The following is a 22,617-nucleotide window of genomic DNA, read 5'->3' on the forward strand; positions in this document are numbered from 1 at the left end:
GGCGGCCCCGACACACCACGCGCGAGCCGGTTCGCGCCTGTTCGGCCCGCGTTCACCCTGGTCGGCACCGATTCGCCGGGCGGCTTCCGATCGCGGTCCGTGACCACGAGATTTCGCCGACCTCACAGCTCACAGCGGGCTCGACAAGGATGTGAAAAGTCTGTTTTGCCGATGCTCTTCGCCTCTTTACAGTGGCCGCTATCAGCCCGAATGTACAGCTCGAAGGGGGCGTCGTGGTTAATTCGCGCACTCATGGTCCGTCGCCCACCGATTTCGGCGACACGTTGCTGAATGTCGGTAAGTACTTTCAGCGCGGCGAGGTCTCGCCCGACCACCGGTCGGTGTACAAGGTCGGCGGCCGCGACGCCGACGCCTTCTACCGGGACCGCTGGTCGCACGACAAGGTGGTGCGGTCCACGCACGGCGTGAACTGCACCGGCTCGTGCTCCTGGAAGATCTACGTCAAGGACGGCGTGATCACCTGGGAGTCCCAGCAGACCGACTACCCGTCGGTGGGGTCGGACAAGCCGGAGTACGAACCGCGCGGCTGCCCCCGCGGCGCCTCCTTCTCCTGGTACACCTACTCCCCCGCACGGGTGCGCTACCCGTACGTGCGCGGCACCCTGCTCGACCTGTACCGCAGCGCCAAGGCCGAACTCAAGGACCCGGTGCTGGCCTGGGAGTCGATCGTCGAGGACCCGGCCAAGGCGAAGGCCTACAAGGCCGCGCGCGGCAAGGGCGGGTTCGTGCGCGCCGAATGGTGGGAGGCCGCCGAGATCGCCGCGGCCGCGCACGTCTACACGATCAAGCAGTACGGACCGGACCGGGTGGCCGGGTTCTCGCCGATCCCGGCGATGTCGATGGTCAGCCATGCCACCGGCGCGCGGTTCGTCTCCCTGCTCGGCGGGTACATGCTCTCGTTCTACGACTGGTACGCCGACCTGCCGGTGGCATCGCCGCAGGTCTTCGGCGATCAGACCGACGTGCCCGAGTCGGCCGACTGGTTCGACGCGGGCTACCTGATCATGTGGGGTTCCAATGTCCCGGTGACCCGCACGCCCGACGCGCACTACATGACCGAGGCGCGCTATCGCGGCCAGAAGGTCGTCGTGGTCTCCCCCGACTACGCCGACAACACCAAGTTCGCCGACGAGTGGGTGGCCGCGAGGCCCGGCACCGACGCCGCACTGGCGATGGCCATGGGACACGTGGTGCTCAAGGAGTTCTTCCTGCAGAAGCAGACTCCGATGTTCCTCGACTACATCAAGTCCTACACCGACCTGCCGTTCCTGATCTGCCTCGACGAGGCGGCGGATCAGGGCGGCGCTCTGCCGGGCAAGTTCCTCACCGCTGCCGACCTCGGCCACACCGGCGACGGCGTCGAACACAAGCCGGTGCTGCTGGATCAGGCCGGAAACCCGGTGGTGCCCGGCGGTTCCCTCGGACACCGCTTCAATGAAGCCGACGCGGGCAAGTGGAACCTGAACCTCGACGGCGTCGACCCGCTGCTCACTCTGCTCGGCCATTCCACCGAGGCGCCCGCCACCATTGCCCTGCCCCGGTTCGACACCGACAAGGCAGGCACGATCCTGCGTGGCGTGCCGACGAAAACCATTGCGGGAAAGCGGGTCACAACCGTGTTCGACCTGCTGCTCGCCCAGTACGGTCTCGGCCGCGACGGACTGCCAGGCGAGTGGGCCAAGGGCTACGACGACGCCGAATCGCCGTACACTCCGGCCTGGCAGGAGGCGATCACCGGCGTGCCCGCCGTGCAGGCCGCCCGGATCGGGCGTGAGTTCGCCGACAACGCCGAACGTTCCGGTGGCCGGTCGATGATCCTGATGGGCGCAGGCACCAACCACTGGTTCCACTCCGACCAGATCTACCGCGCGTTCTTCACCCTGACGCTGCTCACCGGCTGCCAGGGCAAGAACGGCGGCGGCTGGGCACACTATGTGGGCCAGGAGAAGTGCCGCCCGGTGACCGGGTGGGCCACGCTGGCCTCGGCCTCGGACTGGCAGCGGCCGCCGCGCCAGATGCAGGGCACGGTGTTCTGGTACCTGACCAACGACCAGTGGCGCTACGACCCGTTCACCTCCGAGTCGTTCGCCTCGCCGCTGGGCAAGGGTAAGTTCGCCGGGCGCACCGCCGCCGACAACATCGCCTTGGCGAGCCGGCTCGGCTGGATGCCGAGCTATCCCACCTTCAACCGCAATCCGCTCGACCTCAGCGACGAGGCGGCAGCGGCGGGTGAGAGTGCGGCGAATCATGTGGTGTCCCAGCTGAAGTCCGGTGACCTGCGATTCGCCTGCGAGGACCCCGACGCGCCGGAGAACTTCCCCCGCGTGCTCACCGTCTGGCGGGCCAACCTGCTCGGCTCCTCCGGCAAGGGCAACGAGTACTTCCAGAAACACCTGCTCGGCTGCGGCTCCAATCTGCAGACCACCGATGCCACCGGGGTGCGCCCGCAGGAGCTGGAGTGGCGCGAAGAGGGCGCCGAAGGCAAGCTGGATCTGCTGCTGGCGCTGGACTTCCGCATGACCAGCACCACGCTGTTCGCCGATATCGTGCTACCCGCCGCCACCTGGTACGAGAAGCACGACCTGTCCTCCACCGACATGCACCCGTTCGTGCACGCCTTCTCTCCCGCGATCTCCCCGCCATGGGAAGCCAAGACCGACTTCGAGGCGTTCCACCGGATCGCCCGCGGGTTCTCCTGGCTCGCCGAGAAGCATCTGGGCACCCGCAAAGACATCGTCGCGGTCCCGCTCCAGCACGATTCCCCGGACGCGCTGGCCCAGGCAGGCGGGCGGGTGCTGGACTGGAAAGCCGGTGAGTGCGAGCCGATTCCGGGCAAGACCATGCCGAAGCTGGTGGAGGTCGAACGCGACTACACCAAGATCGCCGAGAAGCTGGCCGCGCTCGGCCCACTGGTCGACACCCTCGGCGTGACCACCAAGGGCGTCACCACCCATCCCGACGCCGAAGTCGAGTACCTGGCCGGGCAGAACGGCACCATCGTCTCCGGCATCGCCGCGGGCCGGCCCTCGCTGGCCAAGGACACCCACGCCGCCGAGGCGATCCTCGCCTTGTCGGGCACCACCAACGGCAGGCTGGCGGTGGAAGGCTTCGAGGCGCTGGAGCGGCGCACCGGCACCGAGCTGGCCGACCTCGCCAAAGAAGCGGAAGGCAAACGGATCTCGTTCGCCGACACGCAGGCCAGGCCGGTGCCGGTGATCACCTCGCCGGAATGGTCGGGCAGCGAGAGCGGCGGGCGCCGGTACTCGCCGTTCACCATCAACGTCGAGCGGCGCAAACCGTGGCACACCCTCACCGGCCGCCAGCACTTCTACCTCGACCACGACTGGATGATCGAGCTCGGTGAGCAACTGCCCATCTTCCGGCCGCCGCTGGACATGACCGCGCTGTTCGCCGAGCCGTCCATCGGCAACGTGACCGGTGGCGGGGTGACGGTGCGGTACCTGACGCCGCACTCGAAGTGGTCGATCCACTCGGCCTACCAGGACAACCTGCACATGCTCACGCTCTCGCGCGGCGGGCAGACGATCTGGATGTCGGATCGCGACGCGGCCAAGATCGGGGTGGCCGACAACGACTGGATCGAGGCGGTCAACCGCAACGGCATCGTCGTCGCCCGCGCCATCGTCTCGCACCGCATGCCGGAGGGCACGGTCTTCATGTACCACGCGCAGGACCGCGCGGTGGACGTGCCGCGCATCGAGGGCACCGAGCAGACCACCAAGGAAGCCAAGGGCAAGCGCGGCGGTATCCACAACGCGCTCACCCGCGTGCTGATCAAACCGTCGCACCTGATCGGCGGCTACGCCCAGCAGTCCTTCGCCCTGAACTACCACGGGCCGACCGGAAACCAGCGCGATGAGGTCACGACCATTCGCCGCCGCAACCAGAACGTGGAGTACTAATCATGCGCGTAATGGCTCAGCTCGCCATGGTCATGAACCTGGACAAGTGCATCGGCTGCCACACCTGCTCGGTGACCTGCAAGCAGGCGTGGACCAATCGCGGTGGCACCGAGTACGTCTGGTTCAACAATGTGGAAACCCGTCCCGGCCAGGGGTATCCGCGCCAGTACCAGGATCAGGAGAAGTGGAAGGGCGGCTGGACGCTGAACAAGCGCGGCAAGCTCACCCTGAAGTCGGGCTCGCGGTTCAAGCGCCTGATGAACATCTTCGCCAACCCGGACCTGCCCACGGTCGCCGACTACTACGAACCGTGGAGCTACGACTACGACAACCTGCTGGCCTCCCCGCCGTCGGACACCACCCCGGTGGCGCGGCCCAAGTCGCTGATCACCGGCGAGGACACCAAGGTCACCTGGGGCGCGAACTGGGACGACGACCTGGGTTCCGGGCCGGAGCAGGTGGGCAAGGACCCGCTGCTCGGCAAGCTGGAAGACAAGGTGAAACTGGAGTTCGAAGAGACCTTCATGTTCTACCTGCCGCGCATCTGCGAGCACTGCCTCAACCCCTCGTGCGCGGCGTCGTGCCCGTCCGGCGCGATCTACAAGCGCGAGGAGGACGGCATCGTCCTGGTCGACCAGGACAAGTGCCGCGGCTGGCGCCAGTGCATCACCGGCTGCCCGTACAAGAAGATCTACTTCAATCACAAGACGGGCAAGGCGGAGAAGTGCACCTTCTGCTACCCGCGCGTTGAGGTCGGCATCCCGACCGTGTGCTCGGAGACCTGTGTCGGCAGGCTGCGTTACATCGGCGTGATGCTCTACGACGCCGACGCGGTCCAGGAAGCGGCCTCGGTCACCGACGACAAGGACCTCTACCCGTCACAGCTCGGTGTGTTCCTGAACCCGCACGATCCGCGCGTGATCGCCGAGGCCGAGAAGGCCGGCATCTCGCCGGAATGGATTCAGGCCGCGCAGGATTCGCCGGTCTACAAACTGATCGTGGACTACCAGCTGGCGCTGCCGCTGCACCCGGAGTACCGCACCATGCCGATGGTCTGGTATGTGCCGCCGCTGTCGCCGGTGGTGGATGTGCTCACCGAGACCGGCCACGACGGCGAGGACGCGGGAAACCTGTTCGGCGCCATCGACGCGCTGCGCATCCCGATCGAATACCTGGCCGAGCTGTTCACGGCCGGGGAGATCGGGCCGGTGCGCGCCGCTCTGCAACGGCTGGCCGGGATGCGCGCGTTCATGCGCTCGGTCAACCTCGGAGAGGAACCCGAGCCCGGCATCGCGCCATCGATCGGGCTCGAGCCCGAGGAGATCGAGGCCATGTACCGGCTGCTGGCCATCGCCAAGTACGAGCACCGCTACGTGATCCCCTCCGGCGCGACATCCCGCGCGCACGAACTGGATTCGCTGGCCACCGGATGCAGCCTGGACACCGACGGCGGGCCGGGCATGACCGCGTTCGACCAGGTTGTCGAGAAGTTCTCACTGGCCGACACGAATCAGGCCGCGCCCGAAGAGAAGTCGGGCCGGATCAATCTGCTCAACTGGGACGGACGCTCCACCAGCGGCCTGGTACCGACAGCAGCCACGAACGGAAACGGCAATGGGCACAACGGCAACGGCGCCGGCCCCGGTGGTGGCGGCAACGGCGCCGCCACCACCGATTCCGCCGTCAGCGGAGTCACGCCATGAGTCACCGACAACCGGCCCACCCCGCCTGCACCGCCACGTCGTACGACACCGCCGATCGAGGTAACCGGTCCGCCGGACCACACCGGAGCACGGTGCGCGACCATCGCGGATGCGCCGGCCTGCGGCCCCTGGATGCGGCAGCGCCATCAGCCACCGACGCCGACATGCTGCGATCGGCCGCTGTGGCAGCGGCGTCGAGCGTGGGAGGAGCGCGATGAACCTGCTCACGATTCGCAAGCGGCCGCAGCCGGTGCTCGCCTTGGCCGAGCACGACCGTCGCGTCGTCTGGCGGCTGGCGGCGCTACTGCTCGATTACCCGGGCGAGCGGACGTTGTCGCTGCTCGACCAGATCTCGGGAGCGGCGGCAGAGCTGCCCGAGCATGTCCGCACGCACTTCGACGCCGTGCTCGCCTACCTGCGCGACACTCCGTCGATCGAGGTGGCTCAGTCCTATGTCGAGACCTTCGATATGCGGCGCAGAGCCAGCTTGCACCTGACGTTCTACGCCTACGGCGACACCCGCAAACGCGGCATGGCGCTGCTGCGTTTCAAGCACGCCTACCGCCAGGCCGGTGTGGAACTCGGCGACGAGGAACTGCCCGACCATCTGCCGGTGCTGCTGGAATTCGCCGCCACCGTCGACCCGATCGGCGGCGAACGCCTGCTCGGCGAGCACGTGCCGGTACTCGAGCTACTGCGACTGTCTCTGGGCGACAACGACTCTCCCTACAGCGACGTGCTGGCGGCGGTACTGGCCACGCTGCCGCCGGTGACCACCGCCGACCGGCGGCGCATCGCCGAACTCGCCGCGCAGGGCCCGCCCGAGGAGGAGGTCGGGCTCGAGCCCTTCGCCATGGACCCCTCCCTGTTCGACGCCACGGAAGGCCGCCGATGAACGCCACCATCCCACTCCCCGAGGGGCTCTGGCTGATCCTGCCCTATATCGCCGCGACCTCGTTCGTGCTCGGCCACGTGTGGCGGTACCGATTCGACCAGTTCGGGTGGACCACCCGGTCCTCGCAGATCTACGAGTCGCGGATGCTGCGGCTGGGTAGCCCGCTGTTCCATTTCGGCATGCTCGGGGTGTTCGGCGGGCACGTGATGGGTCTGCTGATCCCGCAGTCGTGGACGAGCGCGGTCGGGATCTCCGAACACGCCTACCATCTGCTCGCCGTCGGCGCCGGATCGATCGCGGGCCTGATGGTCGTGGCCGGGGTGGCGATCCTGTGCTATCGGCGCATCGTGGTGCCGTCGGTGCGCAAGGCCACCAGCCGCAACGACGTGCTGATGTACACGCTGCTGACCCTGGCCCTGGTGACCGGCCTGCTCAACACCTGGGGCTCGAACCTGCTCTGGGGCACCTACAACTACCGCACCACCGTGTCGCCGTGGTTCCGCAGCCTGTTCACCATCAGCCCGGAACCCGGCCTGATGGTCGGCGTGCCGTGGACCTTCCAGTTGCACGGTCTGGTGGTGCTGGTGCTGGTGGCGGCCTGGCCGTACACCCGCCTCGTGCACATGTTCAGCGCTCCCATCGGCTACCTGACCCGGCCCTACATCGTCTACCGCCGCAAGGAAGTCGATCTCAAGGACAAGACCCGCTTCGCCAAGGCGTGGGACGCCCCTGTCACGCCTGACCGCTGGTAGTCGCTGATACCCAGCTGAACGCGGGTGCCGAGTCTCGGCTCGGCCCAAGGTCGAGCCCATCTCCGCTCCCGGGGCCGGAGTCACGGGCCAGGCGACGCCGCAGTCGTCCGGCGGACCAGCCGTAGTTCCTGTGCCGAGCCAGGACCGCGCCCCTCGGCGTAGCCGGGTCGCCGGCGCGAGCCGAACCCGACCGCACTCTCGCGCACGTACCGCCTGCCCGGCCCTGGTCATGGCCGAGCCAGGCCATTGCCGTCCAGCCGACCCAGGCCGACTTCCCGATGCCCGGCGGCGGGCCGATGGTATGGCCATCAGCGCACCAACCTGGTCAGCTGATCACCACGCTCCCAGGTAAGGATCCGCGCCGGAGTACCGCCATAGCGGCGTGGTGATCAGGTGCCCAGTTGCTTGCGGAGGGTGGCGAACCAGGTTTGGGTGTCGGGGAGGCCCTTTTCGTTGTCTTTGCGGCCTGCGGTGAAGCCGAAGAGGTCGGCGGCGGTGCGGGACAGGACGGTGGCCTCGGTTTCCTCCAGGTCGGTGAGGACGTCGGTGTCGTTCAGGAGGTAGGCGACCACCGCGACTCGGCCGACCGGCCAGGTATCGCGAAAGTCGGCCCAGCCGTTGGCGCGCACCGCTTTCGCCTTGGCGAGCAGGTCCGCGCGCAGGGCGTCGCGGTCGGCGTCTTTGGGGCGGCGCGGTTTGCCCCAGGTGATCTCCTTCGGGTCCGGCATGGCGTTCCTCTCCGGCAAGCGGCGGTCCGGTGACCGCCGGGGACATAGACGAGCCTGGCAGACGGATCCGCGAGTAGTGCGCACCGGCCTGTGCCCAGCTAGCACACACAGCACCGTGCCCGGCTACTACGCAGCACCGCACCCGACTCGCGCACGGCACCTCGCCACTCAGCCCGCACCCAGCACCGTGCCCGGCTACTACGCAGCACCGCACCCGACTCGCGCACGGCACCTCGCCACCCAGCCCGCACTCAGCACCGTGCCCAGGTCCCGCGTGCAGCACCACTCCCCAATTCGCACACAACACCGCGCCCAGGTCTGCCGCGCAGCACCACGCGCCAGTTCGCACACGGGCATCTCGCCACCAGGCTCACGCCCAGCACCGTCGTCGGCTCCGGTGCAGGGGCCGTGGTCAGCTCGCGCGCAAGAAGCTGCCGACCCGTTCGGTGCCGAGTGCCGGGTCCGCCTTGCCGGCACCGAAGACGTAGCGGCCGTTGACGAAGACGGCGGTGACGGTGTCGTCGTTGCGGTTGACCATCCGTGACAGGTTGCCGAACACCTCGATCGGGTGCTCGGCGTAGGCATCGAGGGATTCGTCCAGGTAGGCCGGATCGATGACCGCGACGTCGGCGCGGTCGCCGACCCGAAGGTGGCCGGTGTCGAGGCCGTACCAGTCGGCGAGTTCTCCGGTGAGCCGGTGCACCGCCCGCTCGACGGTGAGGAACGGCCGATCCTCGCGCTGCGCGTCGTTGACCCGGCGCAGCAACCGCAGCCCGAAATTGTAGAAGGCCATATTGCGCAGGTGCGCGCCCGCGTCGGAGAAACCGACCTGCACCGACGGATCGGCGGCGAGGACGTCGGCGACTTCGGGCCGGTGATTGGAGATGGTGGTGCGCCAGCGCAGCTTGTCGCCGTGCTCGACGACGAGGTCGAGGAACGCATCGACCGGGTGCAGGCCGCCGCGATCCACACCGACCTGGCCGAAGGTCTTGCCGATGACCGACTCGTCTGGGCAGGCCACGATATCGGCGTCGAAGAAGTCGCGGTGCCAGGCGCGTGGGCCGTACTTGTTGTCGTAGTCCTTGCGGAAGGAACGCCGGTACTCCTCGTCCTGCAACAGGTGACGCTGCTGCTCGATCTGATCGGACAGGTGCAAAGCGGCGGCGCCGGAACCGAATTCCTCGAACACCGGTAGGGCGATGCCGTCGGAGTACACCTCGAACGGGACGGGCAGATGCTGCCAGCGGAAGTTGCCGCGCAGCCCGTTGATGATCTTGCCGACAGCGGGGAACATCTTGGCCGCGCCCGGCACCGCCTTCACATCAGCCGCCGACAGCAAGCTCACCTTGAGCGGTTTGCGGAACAGGCCGGTGCTGGAGAGCGCCATGGAAACCAGACTTGTCGGGCTGCCGATGTCGGGGCCGCCCTGGAGCGCCCGGTTTCGGTTGCGCAGGAGGGTGTTGAGCCGGTGGCGTTCTTTGCTTTTCGCGTAGGTGGAGGGCAGGGTGCGCGACCGGCAGACCACGCCGTCGAGCTTGTCGAACATCAGCTGCTGGGAGGACATGCCGACGAAACCGGCGTCGAGTGCCTCGACGAGCATGCGTTCGATCTCGGCGAGTTCGGCCGCGGTCGGCTTCACCTCCTTGCGGGTGGCGCGATCCAGGCCCATTACCGCGGAGCGGATATCGGAGTGCCCGATGAAGGCGGCCAGGTTGGGTCCGAGCGGCAGCTGTTCGAGCGCGTCGACGTACTCGGCGGCATTGGTCCACGACTTCTTCGTCTCCACCGCGCTCACCACGTACTCGCGCGGAATCGCCTCGACCCGGCCGAACAGATCGCCCGCCACCTCGCCGTCGACGTGCACGGTCGACAGCGAGCACGAGCCGAACAGCACCGTGGTGACACCGTGGCGCACCGACTCCGACAGCGCCGGGTCGAGCAGGACCTCCACGTCGTAGTGGGTGTGGATGTCGATCATGCCGGGCATGACCCACTTGCCGGTCGCGTCGATCACCCTGGGGCAGCCGGTTTCGTCGAGCGGGGTCTGCGAGACCTCAGCGACCCTGCCGTCGCGCAGGCCGAGGTGACGGATCGCGGATGGGGCGCCGGTGCCGTCGAACCACCGGCCGCCCTTGATGATGCTGTCGAACATAGCTTTCCGACCCCTCTTACAGCGCGAGCTCGCGTCGCGTGACTTTACCTGTCGCGTTGCGCGGCAGCATGTCCGAAGTGATCCGCCAGCGGGCGGGCACCTTGAAGTGAGCGAGGCGGGCGGCGAGATAGGCGCGCAGCTCCTCGGCGTCCACCGTGCCCGGGTAGTCGGCGACGACCACCGCCGCCACCTCCTGACCGAGATCCGGGTGGTCGACACCGAACACCGCGCATTCGAGAACACCGGGATGCTCGGTGAGCACGTTCTCGATCTCGGTGGGATACACGTTCTCACCGCCGCGCAGGATCAGGTCGGTGCGCCTGCCGGAAACGGTGAGCCTGCCGTCGCGCAACGTGCCGAAATCGCCTGAGCGCAACCAGCGTTCGTCGTCGATGACCGCCTTGGTCGCGGTCTCGTCGTGCCAGTAGCCGAGCATCACGTAGGGGCTGCGGATGCAGATCTCGCCTTCCTCACCGTCGGGGACGACGGTGCCGTCGATGTCGCGGATCCGGATCTCGACACCGAAGATGGCCCTGCCGACGGAGGCATCGTCGGCGGCCAGGTCGAGCGGGGTCGCGACCGTGGCCGCGGTGCCGCTCTCGGTGAGCCCGTAGCTGGTGGTGAGCGAGAACTGCAGCGCCGGGATCTTGGCGCGCAGGGCGGCGAGCAGCGCCGGCGCGGTGGGCGCGGAGTTCAGCGACAGCGCCGTCAGCGAGGACAGATCGTGCTCGGCGACATCGTATTCCAGTAGCCGCGAGGCCATGGTCGGCACGGCCGCCCAGTTGGTGACCCGCTCACGTTCGATCAGGCTCAGCACCCGGCCCACGTCGAACGCGCCGTGCGGGAACACCGCGGCGGCGCCGGTGCGCAGGCGCGGCACCACGAGATTGTGCAGGCTGGCGATGTGGAACAGCGGCGCGGTGACCAGGTAGCGGCGATCGCTCGGAGCATCACTCGGCTGCTGACCAGTGAAGGCGGCGAGCATGGCATCGGTGAACCGGTGATAGTCGCTGACCGCCACCATGTTCCGCTGCGAATGCACCACACCTTTGGGCCTGCCGCTGGTGCCGCTGGTGTAGAGGATGACGGCCGGATCGTCTTCGGCTACCGGGGTGCTCGGGATGGGGCCGCCGTCGAATTCGGCGATCAGCGCGGGCAGGTCACCGTCCATGGTGAGCACCGGGATGTCGGTGTCGGCCGGCAGCCCGGCACGCTTCGCGTCGGCGACGACGACTTTGGGGGTGGTGTGTTCGAGTCCGTAGGCGATTTCCGGTGCCGCCCACCAGGCGTTGTAGCCCACCGGGATCGCACCGAGGCACTGCGCGGCCCAGAAAGTGATGACCCAGTCCGGGCCGTTGGCGGCGAGGATGCCGACCCGGTCGCCCTTGCCGACGCCGTAGCGAGCCGCCAGCGCGGTGGCCAGCGCACCCGCTGCGGCAGCGTGCTCGGTGAAGGAGATGCGCCGGTCCTCGGTGACCAGGTAGTCGCGGTCGCCCCAGCGCAGTGAGTGCTCGAGCAGCTCACGCAGGCTGCGGTAGCGGTCGGCCAGCACCGGGATCGGCACGCCGAGCACCGGTTCCACGGTGAGTTCGAACGGCGCGCCGGGCGCGGTGAGTCCGGCGGCTACCTGGGCCACGAAGTCCTGCGGGTCGGTCATGTTCTGCTCCATCAGGGGATGAGGACGGCGCGGCCACGGATCGCGCCGGAGTCGAGTCGGTCGAAGGCGGTGCGGGCGTCGGCGAGGTCGAAGCATTCGATCTCGGCGCGCACCCGGCCCGCGGTAGCCAGCGCCACCGCATCGATCAGGTTGGTTCTGGTGCCGCCGTACGACTTTCGGACGGTCGCGCCCCACGGCAGGCCAGGCCCGCCTGCCGGGCCGGAGTCGATGCCCGGCACCCCGCCCGCTAGGCCGACCATCCGGTAGGCACCATTGGGCGCGACGCTCTGGACGGCGAGGGTCGCGGTGGCGTCGGAGCCGACGAAGTCGAACACCGCTTCGGCACCGCGCCCACCGGTGTGGTCCAGGATCGCGGCGGCGGTGCCGTCGTCGGCGGCCAGGGTCAGGTCGGCGCCGCACGCGGTGGCCAGCGCGAGTTTGGCCGGGTCCACGTCGACCGCGATGACCGTGGTCTCGGTGAGCGCCTTCAGCAGCTGGACCGCGACATGCCCGAGACCGCCGATGCCGATGGCGACGGCGGTCGCACCCGGCCACAGCTGTTCCATGGCGCCACGGATGGCGTGCATCGGGGTGAGCGCGGCGTCGGCCAGCGGTGCGGCCTGCGCGAAGTCCAGCTCACCGATCGGGACGAAGGAGCGCGCGGGAATCCGCACATACTCGGCCATCCCGCCGTCGGGACCGAGACCGGGACACGGCGGCATGGCGGTGCGCCCGGCGGCCAGGCATACATTCTCGTTGCCGCGCAGGCATTCCCGGCAGGACCCGCACGACCAGCACAGGTACACGATGCCGCGCTCGCCGGGCCGCAGGTCACCGGCCTCGGCGCCGACCGCCTCGATGGTGCCCGCGATCTCGTGGCCGAGGGTGAGGGGGCGCTCGCTCACCGGGAAGGGCAAACCGAGGACATAGGAGTCCGAATGGCAGATGCCCGCCGCGCCGACCCGGAGCAACAGCTCGCCGGGCCCGATCTCGGGGACAGGCACGGTGCGCAGTTCCAGGGTGCCGGGGGCGGTCAGTTGCACGGCGCGCATCATCGGCGCACCCCCTCGAAGGTGGCCCTGAGGTAGGAGTCGCAGCGGTCGGAGCCGATCAGGCCGGTGGCCATGCGATTCATGGTGTAGGCGAAGGTGATCCGGCGATCCAGGTCGTTGACCACCATCGCGCCGCCGTAGCCCGCCCACCAGCAGACCCGGCCGTCGGGGATGTGCGGGAAGGTCTGCGGCCGTGGCAGGCCGTAGCCGATGCCGAAGCGCAGCGGGGAGAGCAGCGCGAGATCGATCCCGTCGGCCTGCTCGCGGAAGATGAGCTCGATCGTGCTGGGCGAAAGGAACTTCCGGCCACCGAGTTCACCGCCGTTGGCGATCACCGACTGGACACGCGCCACCGACCTGGCATTGCCGTGACCGTTGGTGCCGCCGATCTCGGCCGCCCGCCACTGGGGCGTCGCGGTCTCGGCGACATCGAGCCACGGGCTGGTCAGGGTCTTGATCAGCACGCTGTCCTGGTCGAGGGCGCCGAGGTCGAATTCGGGCAGTTCCGGCGGGACGAGGGTGGCGATCCGGTCGGCGTGCTCGGGGCCGGTGCCGATGTGGAAGTCGGCGCCGAGTGGGACGGCCAGCTCCTCGGCGAAGAAGCGGCCGAGCGAGCGGCCGTCGATCCGGCGCACCAGTTCACCGACGAGGTGACCGTAGTTGATGGCGTGATAGCCCGAGGCGGTGCCGGGTTCCCACCACGGGGCCTGGGTCGCCAGCCGGGCCGCCGCCGCCTCGGCGTCGTAGATGTCGGCGAGTTCGATCGGCTTCTCCCAGCCCGAGACCCCGGAGGTGTGCGCGAGCAAATGGCGGACCTCGATGGCGTCCTTGCCGTTGGCGGCGAATTCGGGCCAGTAGTGGGCCACCCGCTGGTCGACGTCGAGGTCGCCGCGCTCGACCAGCAGCAGCGCGCACAGCGCTGTCATCGTCTTGGTCACCGAGAAGACATCGACCAGGGTGTCGGCCCGCCACGGTACGCTCCGGGCCGGATCGGCGTAGCCACCCCACAGGTCGACCACGGGATCACCGTCGACCGTGACACACAGTGCCGCACCGAGTTCCGCGCCGGAGCCGAGGTGTTGGTCGAACGCCGCGCGCACGGCCGCGAAGTCGTCGTGGCACAGGCCCGAGGAAACGCTCATGCCGTCACCTCGCCTGTGCTCGGCCACGGCATGCGCGATGCACGCCCGCACCTGATTCGCTCGCTCATCGCGACACCCCCTCCGCCGCGCGGGCGGGCACCGGCAAGCTGTTGCCCGCGGCAGCGGCACGTTTCGCGCCTCGCGCCATTTCCTTGGTCAGTGCCCGCACGTACGGCTCGAACTCGGTCTGGATGGTGTGGCGGGGCGAATCGTAGTAGCGCCCAGCGCGTTTGGCTTCCTGCGCGGCGAGCACCTCGTCGATCCGGTCGCGCGGCGGCAAGTGGTAGCGGCCGGTGAGATAGGCGGCGACCAGCTTGCTCTGCTGCTCGGCGAAATTGACCAGCGTCGGCATCGGCTGGGCCAGACCGAGATAGAACAGATTGTCCACGCCCGGCTTGTGCATCAGCTGGAACAGCGGGAACCGGTTGTTCGCGTCGGGTGCCAGCTCCGGGTCGGTGAAGAACGGGAAGCTGATGTGGTAGCCGGTGGCGCAGACGATCACGTCGATCTGTTCGCTGCTGCCGTCGGCGAAATGCACGGTGTCACCGTCGAGCCGGGCGATCGCCGGTTTGCATGCCACGTCGCCACAGCCCGCGCGGTGCAGGAATTCCTCGCTCGCCGACGGGTGGGCCTCGAACGGCTCATGATCGGGGGTCGGCAGCCCGTAGTTCGACATCTCGCCACGGTTCTTGCGAACGAAACGCTGCTTGAGTTTGAGCGCGACCTTCGGCGGAATCCACCGCGGGACCGAGGCCCGGTCCCCGACGCGACCCTGCACGTACTTGGGCAGCACCCACACCCCGCGGCGCGCGGAGACGAACAGTTTCGACGCGAGGAAACGCTGCGACAGCTCCGAGGCGATATCGAGGCCGGAATTGCCCATGCCGACCACGACGACCCGCTTGCCGCGCATGTCGATCGGGTCGAAGGGGTCGTTGTAGGCGTGGCTGTGCATCAGTATGCCGTCGAATTCGCCTGGGTAGTCCGGGAATCGGGGGTTCCAGTGGTGGCCGTTGCACACGATCAGCGCGTCGTAGGTCTCGGTGCCGGTCGCGGTGCTCACCCGCCACAGCCCGTCGTCGTCGCGCTCGGCGGCGGTGACCAGGCTGTTGAACCGGATCCGGTCACGCAGGCCGAAATGGTCGACGTAGTCCTTGAAGTACTGCAGCAGTTGGGCGTGGTGCGGGAAGTCGGGCCAGTCCGCGGGTGCGGGGAAGTCCTCGAATTGCAGGCGGTACTTGGAGGTGTCGATGTGCAGGCTCTGGTAGCACGCCGACATGCCGTTGGGGTTCTTGTAGTACCAGTTGCCGCCCACCTCGTCGGAGGCTTCGTAGCAGTCGAACGGGATCCCGTATTCGGCCAGCCTTTTGGCGACGGTGATTCCCGATGGTCCGGCGCCGATGACGCAGACGCGGGGTAGCTCGCGTGAATTCATGCACAACTCCTGAATGTCCCAGGATCATCGATGACCCGTGGTGACCTGGAACACAGGATAGCGACTCGCTGGACATGGTGTCTAGTGAATAGTCGAATCATCTAAGATGAGTTTCATGACGTCCGAACCGACCCGCCGTGGCTCGCTGCGCGAAGAACAGAAGCGCCTCACCAGGGCCAGGATCGTCGAGACCGCGCGCACCCTGTTCGAGACGCAGGGCTACTCCGATGTCCGGGTCGACGACATCGCCGCCGCCGTCGGCTGCAGCCGCGCCACCTTCTACCTGCACTTCACCAGCAAGGGCGAGGTGCTGCGGGCCATCGCCAACGAGGGCACCCTCACCAGCGTGCGCGAGTTCTACGCCGACCTGGACCGGGTGCTCACCACCGGCTCGCGGGAAGCGTTCGCGGAGTGGATGTCCCGCGCGATCGATTGGTTCTTCACCAACAAGGACATGCTGCCCGCCTGGGACGAGGCGACCGCGCTCGAGCCGGAGTTCCGCGCCGTCGCCCGCGAGGGCATCATGACCCTCGCCGATACCATGCCCGCCTACCTCGCCCGCTGGCCCGAACACCGCCGCGACGAGGCCCGCCTGCGCATCGAACTGCTCGTCGCCCAGCTCGAACGGTTCTTCACCCGCTGGGCCATGCAGGGCACCATCGACGTCTCGGCCGAACAGGCCGCCGCCGTGCTCACCGACGTCTGGTTCCCCGCGCTGCAGGCGCCGTGATCAGCGGGTCGGCCAGCCGCCGTTGCGTTTGCGCTGGTCGATCTTGTCGTCGTCGGCGAGACGTTCGATGCCGAGCTTCTCGGCGAACAGGTGCCGCTGGGTGATCCAGCCGAGGACCGAGAGCCCGACCCACGCCAGCGTCGAGGTGACCTGCTGCACACCAGGTTCCGGGTCGCGCAGGAAATGCAGCGAATCGCCCATCCGGCCGAGACCGCTGAGCACCATGCTGGCGCCGCCGATGGAGGTGAGCCACAACAGGGCGCGGGCGCGGAACTTCTGTGCCAGGAAGGCGCCCGCCACGCACACCGCGAGCGCGACGATCATGCTCAGCGCGATGTTCTTGTCGCCCGGCTGGAGCACGGTAGCCAGCTTGGTGCCGATCATGGCGCCGGTGAGGCCGCCGATGAAATAGGACGCGAAGCGGAACACCAGCGAGGTCACCACCCACGACGAGATCGCGCCGATCAGGCCGATCAGCAGCAGCCACCAGAACGAGGCGTTGAACAGGTCGGCGATCAGCCAGCCGAGGCCGAAGCCGATCGCCAGGATGCCGAGATGGACCGAGCGAATGCCGTAGAAGCACAGCAGGACTCCGACCACCGCGACGATGATGCCGTTCATGGCACTCCTTTCCAGGGTCGAGCGTGATCAGGGTTGGGCGGGCAGGTCGGCGGTGGCGGCGGCCACGGTCGGGTAGACACCGATCGGGGTGGCACCCTCGACGGCGGATCCGAGTTCGTCCCCGAACTGGGCCACCGAGCGAGCGATCCGGAAGTCGATGCGGCGGTGCGCAAGGTCCTTGCGCAGGGCGAGCAGGGCCGAGGCGGCGGTGACATCGATCGTCGGTGAGGTCTCGGCGTCGAGGACGACCACGCGGGTCGCGTCGGTGCACAGTTCCTCGATCCGTTCGCGCACGTAGTCGGCGTTGGCGAAGAACAGCCCGGATTCGACACGCACCACAAGCAGGTCCGGTCGGGCGGGCAGGTCGGGGTGCCTGGTCCGGTCCACCCAGAGCGGGCCGCTCTTGGCCAGTGCCGCGACATGCGGCTGGGAGGCGCGATAGACCAGCAGCAGGATCGCCACCCCGATACCGATCAGCAGACCGGGCAGGGTATCGAACAGCAGGACACCGAACATGGCGGCCATCGCGCCGAGGAAGTCGGCGCGCGCGGCGGCACCGTAGATACTGCCGAGCAGTTGGGACCAGACGCGGTAGAGCCGACGCAACGCAGTGAAGTCCACCAGTTCGATGACCGCGGCGATGACCACGGCGGCGAGCGTGGCTTCGGGAAGTTTCTCGAACAGGCCGGTCAGGAACAGCAGGGTGAGTAGGGTCAGCGCGGCCACCACCAGGCCGCTGACCTGGGTCTTTGCGCCCGCACCACCATTGACGGCGGTCTTGGACAGGCTGCCGTTGACGACCATGCCCGACCCGAGTCCCGCCCCCAGATTGGCGGCGCCGAGCCCGATCAGCTCCCGGTTGGGGTCGATGCGGTAACCCGCCTTCGCCGCATAGGTCTTCGCCGCACCGAGCCCCTCGGCGAAGCCGATCAGCAGCACGCCGCACGCCGGGCCGAGCAGGTCCAGGTAGTCGTGGAAGCCGACGCCGGACGGCAGCCCGACGGCGGGCAGCCCGGCGTCGATGTGCCCCACGATCGCGACGCCCTTGTCGTCGAGGCCGAAGATCTGCACGGCCAGGATACCGAGCACCACGGCCAGTAGCGACCCCGGTACCAACGGCAGCCAGCGTTTCACCGCGAGCACGACGGCCAGGCTCACCACGCCGATCAGCAGGGTTCGCCAGTGGGCGTCGCCGAGTTCGCCGAGCACACCCCAGGCCTGGTCGAAGAAATCGCCCTCGTGCTTGTCGACGCCGAGCAGCTTGGGTACCTGCCCGATGATGATGGTCAAGGCCAGGCCGACAATGAATCCCTTGAGCACCGGCTCGGAGATGAACGACGCGGCGAAGCCGAGCCGGATCAGGCCGGCCACCAGCCCGGCGATCCCGGTGGCGACCGCCAAGGCGGTGGACAGTGCGAGGTATTTGCCGCCGTCCGCACCGGCCAGCGGCGCGATGATCGCCGCGGACAGCGCCGCCGTCGCCGACATGGGCGCGACGATCAGATGCCGCGAACTGCCCGCCAGCGCGTAGAGCACCAGCGATGGCACCGCCGCGTAGAGGCCGACGACCGGCGGCACCCCGGCGATCGAGGCGTAGGCCAGGCCCTCCGGCACCAGCACCGCCCATACCGTCAGGCCGGCGAGCACATCCGGCCTGATCCAGCCGCGCTGGTAGCCGCGCAGGGATTCGAAGATCGGGACCGCCATCGTCGTGCTCCTCCTACAGTCCGCCGATCCCCTTGCCGAGCACCACCGCACCCATCACCACCAGCACGATCGCCATCACCGCGTGGTTGTTGTCCTGCAGCCACGTGCGCAGTGAGTTCAGCGCCGGGCCGAGCCGGTCGGCGGCGACGAGATAGCCGAGCACCACCGCGAGCACGGTGAGCGAGGCGAGCAGGGTGAACACCACGATCGCGGTGATCGCGCCGCCCGCGCCGAGCCCGGCCCCGCCGATCGTCAGGCCCGCCGACACACACAGCAGGAGGTTCTTCGGGTTCACCCCCGACAGCAGCGCGCCGAGCCCGGTCGCCTTCACCGTGGTGAGCGTGTCGACCGCCCGCATCCAGGGCGGGATCTCGGTGTCGGAACGCGCACTCCACTGTGTGGCCGCGAGCACGATCAGCCCGGCCCCGACCACGATTTTGATCCACGACACCGCCGCCGACGGCTCCTTGTCGTCGCCGCCGCTCAGTGATCCGGCGATCAGCGTCACCACCACGGTCACCGCCAGGATGCCCGCGACCCACCCCGCGGCGAATCCCTTCGCCGCGCCGCCCGCGTTCTTGGACAGGATCATCAGAATCGCCGCCACGATCGGTATCGGCGAGATCGCCACACCGACCGCGAGCGGAAGCAGATCGCCGAGCACGGGTCCCATGCCATGACGGTAGAAACAGCGGACCGTCCGTACCTCACACCTTCTGGATGAGATCGACGTGCCCGACGGCGGCTGCCTCCGGATTCATCCCATTCGGATGAGGTGCGAATCTCCGAAGGAGCGGATCGTTCTCGTCGCAGTGTCCGCCAGTCTTTCGCCCGGCAACGCGGGCATGCGGGGTCTCGATCATCTCCTGCGTGTGGCCCGACCTGTCGTGCGGATGCGACAGCCGGCACCGAGGCGCCCGTCATCGACCGCGCCGGTGTCCCGAACCCGCATCAGCTCACCGGGTTGACGATGCCACGCACCGCGAACAGGGTGCCGAAACCGAGCAGCACCCCCAGGGTCAAGGCGCGGCTGTGGCCGAGCATCCAGGTCTCCAGTGCCACGAGCCTGCGTTCGGCACGCGCGCCGAAGACGACGAAAAGCCCGATGGGGATCAGGAAGTCGGCAATGGCCGCGATCAGCAGTACGAGGATGGCGAGCAGGGCCGCGCCGACGCTGACCGCCGAACTCGAGATCACGCTCATCCCGGCCAGCATGATGAACAGGTTCGGGTTGAGCACGCCGAGCACCACGCCGAGCGCGAAGGCCTTGCGCGGGCCCGCCGATTCGAGTTCGGCCAGCAGCCCACCCATGTCAGCTCCTCCGCTCGTCGACGCGGATCTCGGCGTCGGCGTAGGCCGACAGGGTCGACTCGCCGACGGTGCTCGACGCCGGGAAGAACTCGATCTTGATGCCCTGACTCTCGAGCAGCTCATCTGTCCATACCGAGCGGATCTGCGGGGCGACCCCGCTGAGGTAGAGGCGCCCGCCCACCGCGTCCAGCCTGCGTGCGTAATCGGCGACGATGTGCAGGAAGGTGGAACTGGCGGTGGTGCGGCCGCGCAGCCGCAGGATGACGACGCAGTTGGTGGCGCCGGTGGGGTCGGGCAGCTGGGACTGCAGCGTGCGCGCGCCCGCGTAGAACAGGCTGCCGTACACGTCCAGGATGACGATCTCGTTGTCGGTCAGCCGTTTCGGGGCAGGCGATTCGACCAGATACTCCCCCTGCACCCGCAATCGCACCACCCGCAGATCCATCGCCTCCTGGTTCATCTGCATCAGCAGCGACACCCCGACACCCACCCCGACCGCCGAGGTCACCGGCAGCACCAGGGTCGCGACGAAGGTGACCCCGAGCGCGACACGGGAGATGTTGCCGCTGCTCCAGATGGCGACGATCTGGTCGATATTCATCGAGCCGACGGCGGCGACGATGAGGATCGCCGCGAGCGTCGGCATCGGCACCCGGCCGACCACCCCGCTGAGCAGAACCAGGATCACCAGGATCCACAATCCCGACCACATCGCCGCCCACCGGGTGCGCGCACCGGAGGTCACATTGATCGCGGTCTGGCCCAGCGAGCCGCCCACCGGCATGCCACGGAACAGGGCGGAGAAGACATTGCCGATGCCCTGAGCCCGGAAGTCACGGTCGGTCTTCGCCCGGAATCCGTCCGGATTGGGCGAGGACTCGGCCACGCCCGCACCCTGCACCAGCACGATGACGGTCACCGCGAGCGCCCCGGCGATCAGCGACGGCGACAGCAGACTGAGCTCCGGCATCTGGGGCACCGGGAAGCCCCTGGGGATCTCTCCCGCGTCCGAGACCGTCGCCACCTGATCCCAGCCGAGCCCGATCACCACCGCCGCGGGCACGATGAGCCCGGCCAGCGAGGCGACGGTCCGGAACCTGGTGCGCGCGACGACCAGGAGCAGGACCACGGCGAGCGCACCGACCAGCGCCGATGGCCAGTGGATCTGCCGTGGATGCGTGATCACGTGCAGCGCCTTCAGCGCCGCCACCGAGCCTTCCGACGGCGCCCCGACCAGCACCGGCAGCTGCCCGAACACGATGTTCGCCGCGACACCGAGCAGGAATCCGGTCATCACCGAATGGGAGACGAACCGGGTGTACCGGCCGAGCCGCAGCGCGCCTGCGACGAGCATGGCGATGCCGGCGAGCAGGGTGAGCACCACCATCGCCGCCGACCGCTGCTCGGGCGCGACCTCGGTGAGCACCGACCCCGCCGCCAGTGCCGACGCGGAGGTCGTGGTGATCACCATCAACCGGGTGCTCGTACCGATGCCGCCGAAGAAGCGCCCGGCCAGACTCGCGTAGAGCCCGTGCACGGGACTCACCCCCGCCAGCAGGCCCGCCGCCATCCCATCGGGGACTCCGCCGATCGCGCCGGGAACCCCGGCTACCACATCTGCTTTGGTCATGCGCTGGCCCGCGAATGGGTTACGCATGCACGCTCCTTCGGGCCGGTGGAAGGGTCCGGGTCCGGCGATCATCGCAATCCGGTGGGACGCCGCGCATCATCCGAACCGGGTGAGGTCGATGCCCCGCGACGGGCGTTCCGGTCACGCGGCCGCCGGAAGCCCGCGACCGATCCGCCGACGGGCGCGCACACTCGACGCGGCCCCGATGGCGCCGTCGCCGCCCGGCGCGCGGAACCGGGAGCGCGGGCTCGGATGATCGCCGGCCTCGGTCTTCACCCGAATCGGATGAGGCGGCGCGCGGGAGATCAGCGCACCATCACCCCATGGGATCAACACCTGTACTCGGCCCGGTCGAATTCGTCGTCCTCGCCTTCCCCGGCACCTCCATCGACGTGTCCGTCACCGACGCGATCGCCGAGATCGTCGGCAACGGGCTGGTGACCTTGCTCGACATGGTGGTACTCACGATGGACGAGGCGGGCAATGTCACCGAGTCCGAGATCGATGACGACGTGACCGAGGTCGGTCACACCGGGCTCACCGCCGCCGATATCGACCTCGTCAGCGACTCCGATGTCGAGGTCGTGCGCGCATCGCTGGTGCCGGGCAGTAGTGCCCTGATCCTGGCGTTCGAGCAGACCTGGGCGGTGCGCCTGGCCTCGGCGGTGCGCGGGGTCGAGGGCGAGGTCGCCATGCAGGTGGCGGTGCCGCGAGATGTCGTCGAGGCCGCGGTGTCCGCCGCGGCGACGGCCTAGGAAGGAGCAGACATGCCGCTACGACGGGGCCGCATCGGGCGGCCGGGACTCCTCGGGACGGTGGCGCGGACGGCGGTGGTCGCCGGCACCGCGACCGCGACCTCCAACGCGATCAACAATCGGGCCGCCCGCCACTCGGCGCAGCAGCAGGCCTATGCCGACCAGCAGGCGGCCCAGCAGCAGGCCTACGCGCAGCAAGCGGCCCAGCAAGCCGCGCAACAGCAGGCCGCGTACGCGCAGCCGCCCGCTGCCACACCGCAGGCCGCCGCGCCGGTGGACATGGTCGAGAAGCTGAAGCAGCTGAGCGAATTGCACTCGGCCGGTGCGCTTTCCGATGCGGAGTTCGCGGCGGCGAAGGCGCAGTTGCTCGGCTGAGCCGGTTACGAAAACGCAGCGCGCCGCC

General features: G+C 68.6%; 18 protein-coding genes. 7 read left to right on the forward strand and 11 right to left on the reverse strand.

Going from position 1 to position 22,617, the window contains the following annotated elements; all coding sequences use genetic code 11:
• Positions 1 to 233: 233 nt before the first annotated feature.
• The 4 genes from ACFOW8_RS10230 (at position 234) to narI (ending at position 7,294) form a co-directional block, all read left to right on the forward strand.
• The gene (locus ACFOW8_RS10230) at positions 234 to 3,944 is read left to right on the forward strand and encodes a nitrate reductase subunit alpha (RefSeq protein ID WP_378549132.1); all 3,711 of its coding nucleotides are present in this window, start codon (positions 234 to 236) and stop codon (positions 3,942 to 3,944) included.
• 11 nt (positions 3,945 to 3,955) lie between these two features.
• The gene (gene narH / locus ACFOW8_RS10235) at positions 3,956 to 5,647 is read left to right on the forward strand and encodes a nitrate reductase subunit beta (RefSeq protein ID WP_378550685.1); all 1,692 of its coding nucleotides are present in this window, start codon (positions 3,956 to 3,958) and stop codon (positions 5,645 to 5,647) included.
• Positions 5,648 to 5,861: 214 nt separating this feature from the next.
• Positions 5,862 to 6,542, forward strand: a complete 681-nt coding sequence (narJ, locus tag ACFOW8_RS10240; RefSeq protein WP_378549135.1) for a nitrate reductase molybdenum cofactor assembly chaperone — start codon at positions 5,862 to 5,864, stop codon at positions 6,540 to 6,542.
• On the forward strand, positions 6,539 to 7,294 hold the full coding sequence (gene narI, locus ACFOW8_RS10245; protein ID WP_378549138.1) for a respiratory nitrate reductase subunit gamma: 756 nt from the start codon (positions 6,539 to 6,541) through the stop codon (positions 7,292 to 7,294). The genes narJ and narI overlap by 4 nt, the downstream gene beginning before the upstream one ends.
• A 389-nt stretch (positions 7,295 to 7,683) precedes the next feature.
• On the opposite strand, the gene ACFOW8_RS10250 is transcribed toward narI, so the two are convergent.
• The 6 genes from ACFOW8_RS10250 to ACFOW8_RS10275 form a co-directional block, all read right to left on the reverse strand.
• Positions 7,684 to 8,022 carry a hypothetical protein gene (locus ACFOW8_RS10250; protein ID WP_378549141.1) on the reverse strand — a complete coding sequence of 113 codons (339 nt, stop codon included), beginning with the start codon at positions 8,020 to 8,022 and terminating at the stop codon, positions 7,684 to 7,686.
• Between the two features lie 412 nt (positions 8,023 to 8,434).
• Positions 8,435 to 10,174 carry an N-acyl-D-amino-acid deacylase family protein gene (locus ACFOW8_RS10255; RefSeq protein ID WP_378549144.1) on the reverse strand — a complete coding sequence of 580 codons (1,740 nt, stop codon included), beginning with the start codon at positions 10,172 to 10,174 and terminating at the stop codon, positions 8,435 to 8,437.
• 16 nt (positions 10,175 to 10,190) lie between these two features.
• Positions 10,191 to 11,831, reverse strand: a complete 1,641-nt coding sequence (locus tag ACFOW8_RS10260; RefSeq protein ID WP_378549146.1) for a class I adenylate-forming enzyme family protein — start codon at positions 11,829 to 11,831, stop codon at positions 10,191 to 10,193.
• Between the two features lie 11 nt (positions 11,832 to 11,842).
• Positions 11,843 to 12,883, reverse strand: a complete 1,041-nt coding sequence (locus ACFOW8_RS10265) for an NAD(P)-dependent alcohol dehydrogenase (RefSeq protein ID WP_378549149.1) — start codon at positions 12,881 to 12,883, stop codon at positions 11,843 to 11,845.
• Entirely contained in the window at positions 12,883 to 14,025 is a 1,143-nt protein-coding gene (locus ACFOW8_RS10270; protein ID WP_378549152.1) for a serine hydrolase domain-containing protein, read from the reverse strand. The genes ACFOW8_RS10265 and ACFOW8_RS10270 overlap by 1 nt, the downstream gene beginning before the upstream one ends.
• 64 nt (positions 14,026 to 14,089) lie before the next feature.
• Positions 14,090 to 15,460, reverse strand: a complete 1,371-nt coding sequence (locus ACFOW8_RS10275) for a flavin-containing monooxygenase (protein WP_378549155.1) — start codon at positions 15,458 to 15,460, stop codon at positions 14,090 to 14,092.
• Positions 15,461 to 15,575: 115 nt separating this feature from the next.
• Between ACFOW8_RS10275 and ACFOW8_RS10280 the strand changes: the two genes are divergently transcribed.
• Positions 15,576 to 16,190, forward strand: coding sequence for a TetR/AcrR family transcriptional regulator (locus tag ACFOW8_RS10280; RefSeq protein WP_378549158.1), 615 nt, complete (start codon positions 15,576 to 15,578; stop codon positions 16,188 to 16,190).
• On the opposite strand, the gene ACFOW8_RS10285 is transcribed toward ACFOW8_RS10280, so the two are convergent.
• From ACFOW8_RS10285 to ACFOW8_RS10305, 5 genes are all read right to left on the reverse strand, one after another.
• Positions 16,191 to 16,811 carry a DUF4203 domain-containing protein gene (locus ACFOW8_RS10285; RefSeq protein ID WP_378549161.1) on the reverse strand — a complete coding sequence of 207 codons (621 nt, stop codon included), beginning with the start codon at positions 16,809 to 16,811 and terminating at the stop codon, positions 16,191 to 16,193.
• A gap of 27 nt (positions 16,812 to 16,838) precedes the next feature.
• Positions 16,839 to 18,518, reverse strand: coding sequence for a SulP family inorganic anion transporter (locus ACFOW8_RS10290; protein WP_378549163.1), 1,680 nt, complete (start codon positions 18,516 to 18,518; stop codon positions 16,839 to 16,841).
• 13 nt (positions 18,519 to 18,531) lie between these two features.
• Positions 18,532 to 19,191, reverse strand: a complete 660-nt coding sequence (locus ACFOW8_RS10295) for a GAP family protein (protein ID WP_378549166.1) — start codon at positions 19,189 to 19,191, stop codon at positions 18,532 to 18,534.
• A 278-nt stretch (positions 19,192 to 19,469) separates the two neighbouring features.
• Entirely contained in the window at positions 19,470 to 19,829 is a 360-nt protein-coding gene (locus ACFOW8_RS10300) for a GAP family protein (RefSeq protein WP_378549169.1), read from the reverse strand.
• Between the two features lies 1 nt (position 19,830).
• Complete coding sequence (locus ACFOW8_RS10305) at positions 19,831 to 21,486, reverse strand: SulP family inorganic anion transporter (protein WP_378549172.1); 1,656 nt, start codon at positions 21,484 to 21,486, stop codon at positions 19,831 to 19,833.
• Between the two features lie 296 nt (positions 21,487 to 21,782).
• Here ACFOW8_RS10305 and ACFOW8_RS10310 point away from each other — a divergent pair, with 296 nt between their 5' ends.
• Both ACFOW8_RS10310 and ACFOW8_RS10315 read left to right on the forward strand, forming a co-directional pair.
• Positions 21,783 to 22,214, forward strand: a complete 432-nt coding sequence (locus ACFOW8_RS10310) for a DUF6325 family protein (RefSeq protein WP_378549175.1) — start codon at positions 21,783 to 21,785, stop codon at positions 22,212 to 22,214.
• A 12-nt stretch (positions 22,215 to 22,226) separates the two neighbouring features.
• Positions 22,227 to 22,589: an SHOCT domain-containing protein gene (locus tag ACFOW8_RS10315; protein ID WP_378549178.1), complete on the forward strand. Its 363-nt coding sequence runs from the start codon at positions 22,227 to 22,229 to the stop codon at positions 22,587 to 22,589.
• Positions 22,590 to 22,617 lie beyond the last annotated feature (28 nt).

Origin of the sequence: Nocardia rhizosphaerae (genome assembly GCF_042650365.1) — a bacterium.
In the GTDB taxonomy this organism is placed as follows: domain Bacteria; phylum Actinomycetota; class Actinomycetes; order Mycobacteriales; family Mycobacteriaceae; genus Nocardia; species Nocardia rhizosphaerae.

Bases quoted from the DNA above. Each gene is read 5' to 3' on its own strand.
- ACFOW8_RS10255 (WP_378549144.1), bottom strand. From the start codon at position 10,174: ATGTTCGACAGCATCATCAAGGGCGGCCGGTGGTTCGACGGCACCGGC.
- ACFOW8_RS10250 (WP_378549141.1), bottom strand. From the start codon at position 8,022: ATGCCGGACCCGAAGGAGATCACCTGGGGCAAACCGCGCCGCCCCAAA.
- ACFOW8_RS10290 (WP_378549163.1), bottom strand. From the start codon at position 18,518: ATGGCGGTCCCGATCTTCGAATCCCTGCGCGGCTACCAGCGCGGCTGG.
- ACFOW8_RS10270 (WP_378549152.1), bottom strand. From the start codon at position 14,025: ATGAGCGTTTCCTCGGGCCTGTGCCACGACGACTTCGCGGCCGTGCGC.
- ACFOW8_RS10280 (WP_378549158.1), top strand. From the start codon at position 15,576: ATGACGTCCGAACCGACCCGCCGTGGCTCGCTGCGCGAAGAACAGAAG.
- narI (WP_378549138.1), top strand. From the start codon at position 6,539: ATGAACGCCACCATCCCACTCCCCGAGGGGCTCTGGCTGATCCTGCCC.
- ACFOW8_RS10295 (WP_378549166.1), bottom strand. From the start codon at position 19,191: ATGGGACCCGTGCTCGGCGATCTGCTTCCGCTCGCGGTCGGTGTGGCG.
- narJ (WP_378549135.1), top strand. From the start codon at position 5,862: ATGAACCTGCTCACGATTCGCAAGCGGCCGCAGCCGGTGCTCGCCTTG.
- ACFOW8_RS10265 (WP_378549149.1), bottom strand. From the start codon at position 12,883: ATGCGCGCCGTGCAACTGACCGCCCCCGGCACCCTGGAACTGCGCACC.
- ACFOW8_RS10305 (WP_378549172.1), bottom strand. From the start codon at position 21,486: ATGCGTAACCCATTCGCGGGCCAGCGCATGACCAAAGCAGATGTGGTA.
- ACFOW8_RS10315 (WP_378549178.1), top strand. From the start codon at position 22,227: ATGCCGCTACGACGGGGCCGCATCGGGCGGCCGGGACTCCTCGGGACG.
- ACFOW8_RS10300 (WP_378549169.1), bottom strand. From the start codon at position 19,829: ATGGGTGGGCTGCTGGCCGAACTCGAATCGGCGGGCCCGCGCAAGGCC.
- ACFOW8_RS10310 (WP_378549175.1), top strand. From the start codon at position 21,783: ATGGGATCAACACCTGTACTCGGCCCGGTCGAATTCGTCGTCCTCGCC.
- narH (WP_378550685.1), top strand. From the start codon at position 3,956: ATGGCTCAGCTCGCCATGGTCATGAACCTGGACAAGTGCATCGGCTGC.
- ACFOW8_RS10285 (WP_378549161.1), bottom strand. From the start codon at position 16,811: ATGAACGGCATCATCGTCGCGGTGGTCGGAGTCCTGCTGTGCTTCTAC.
- ACFOW8_RS10275 (WP_378549155.1), bottom strand. From the start codon at position 15,460: ATGAATTCACGCGAGCTACCCCGCGTCTGCGTCATCGGCGCCGGACCA.
- ACFOW8_RS10260 (WP_378549146.1), bottom strand. From the start codon at position 11,831: ATGACCGACCCGCAGGACTTCGTGGCCCAGGTAGCCGCCGGACTCACC.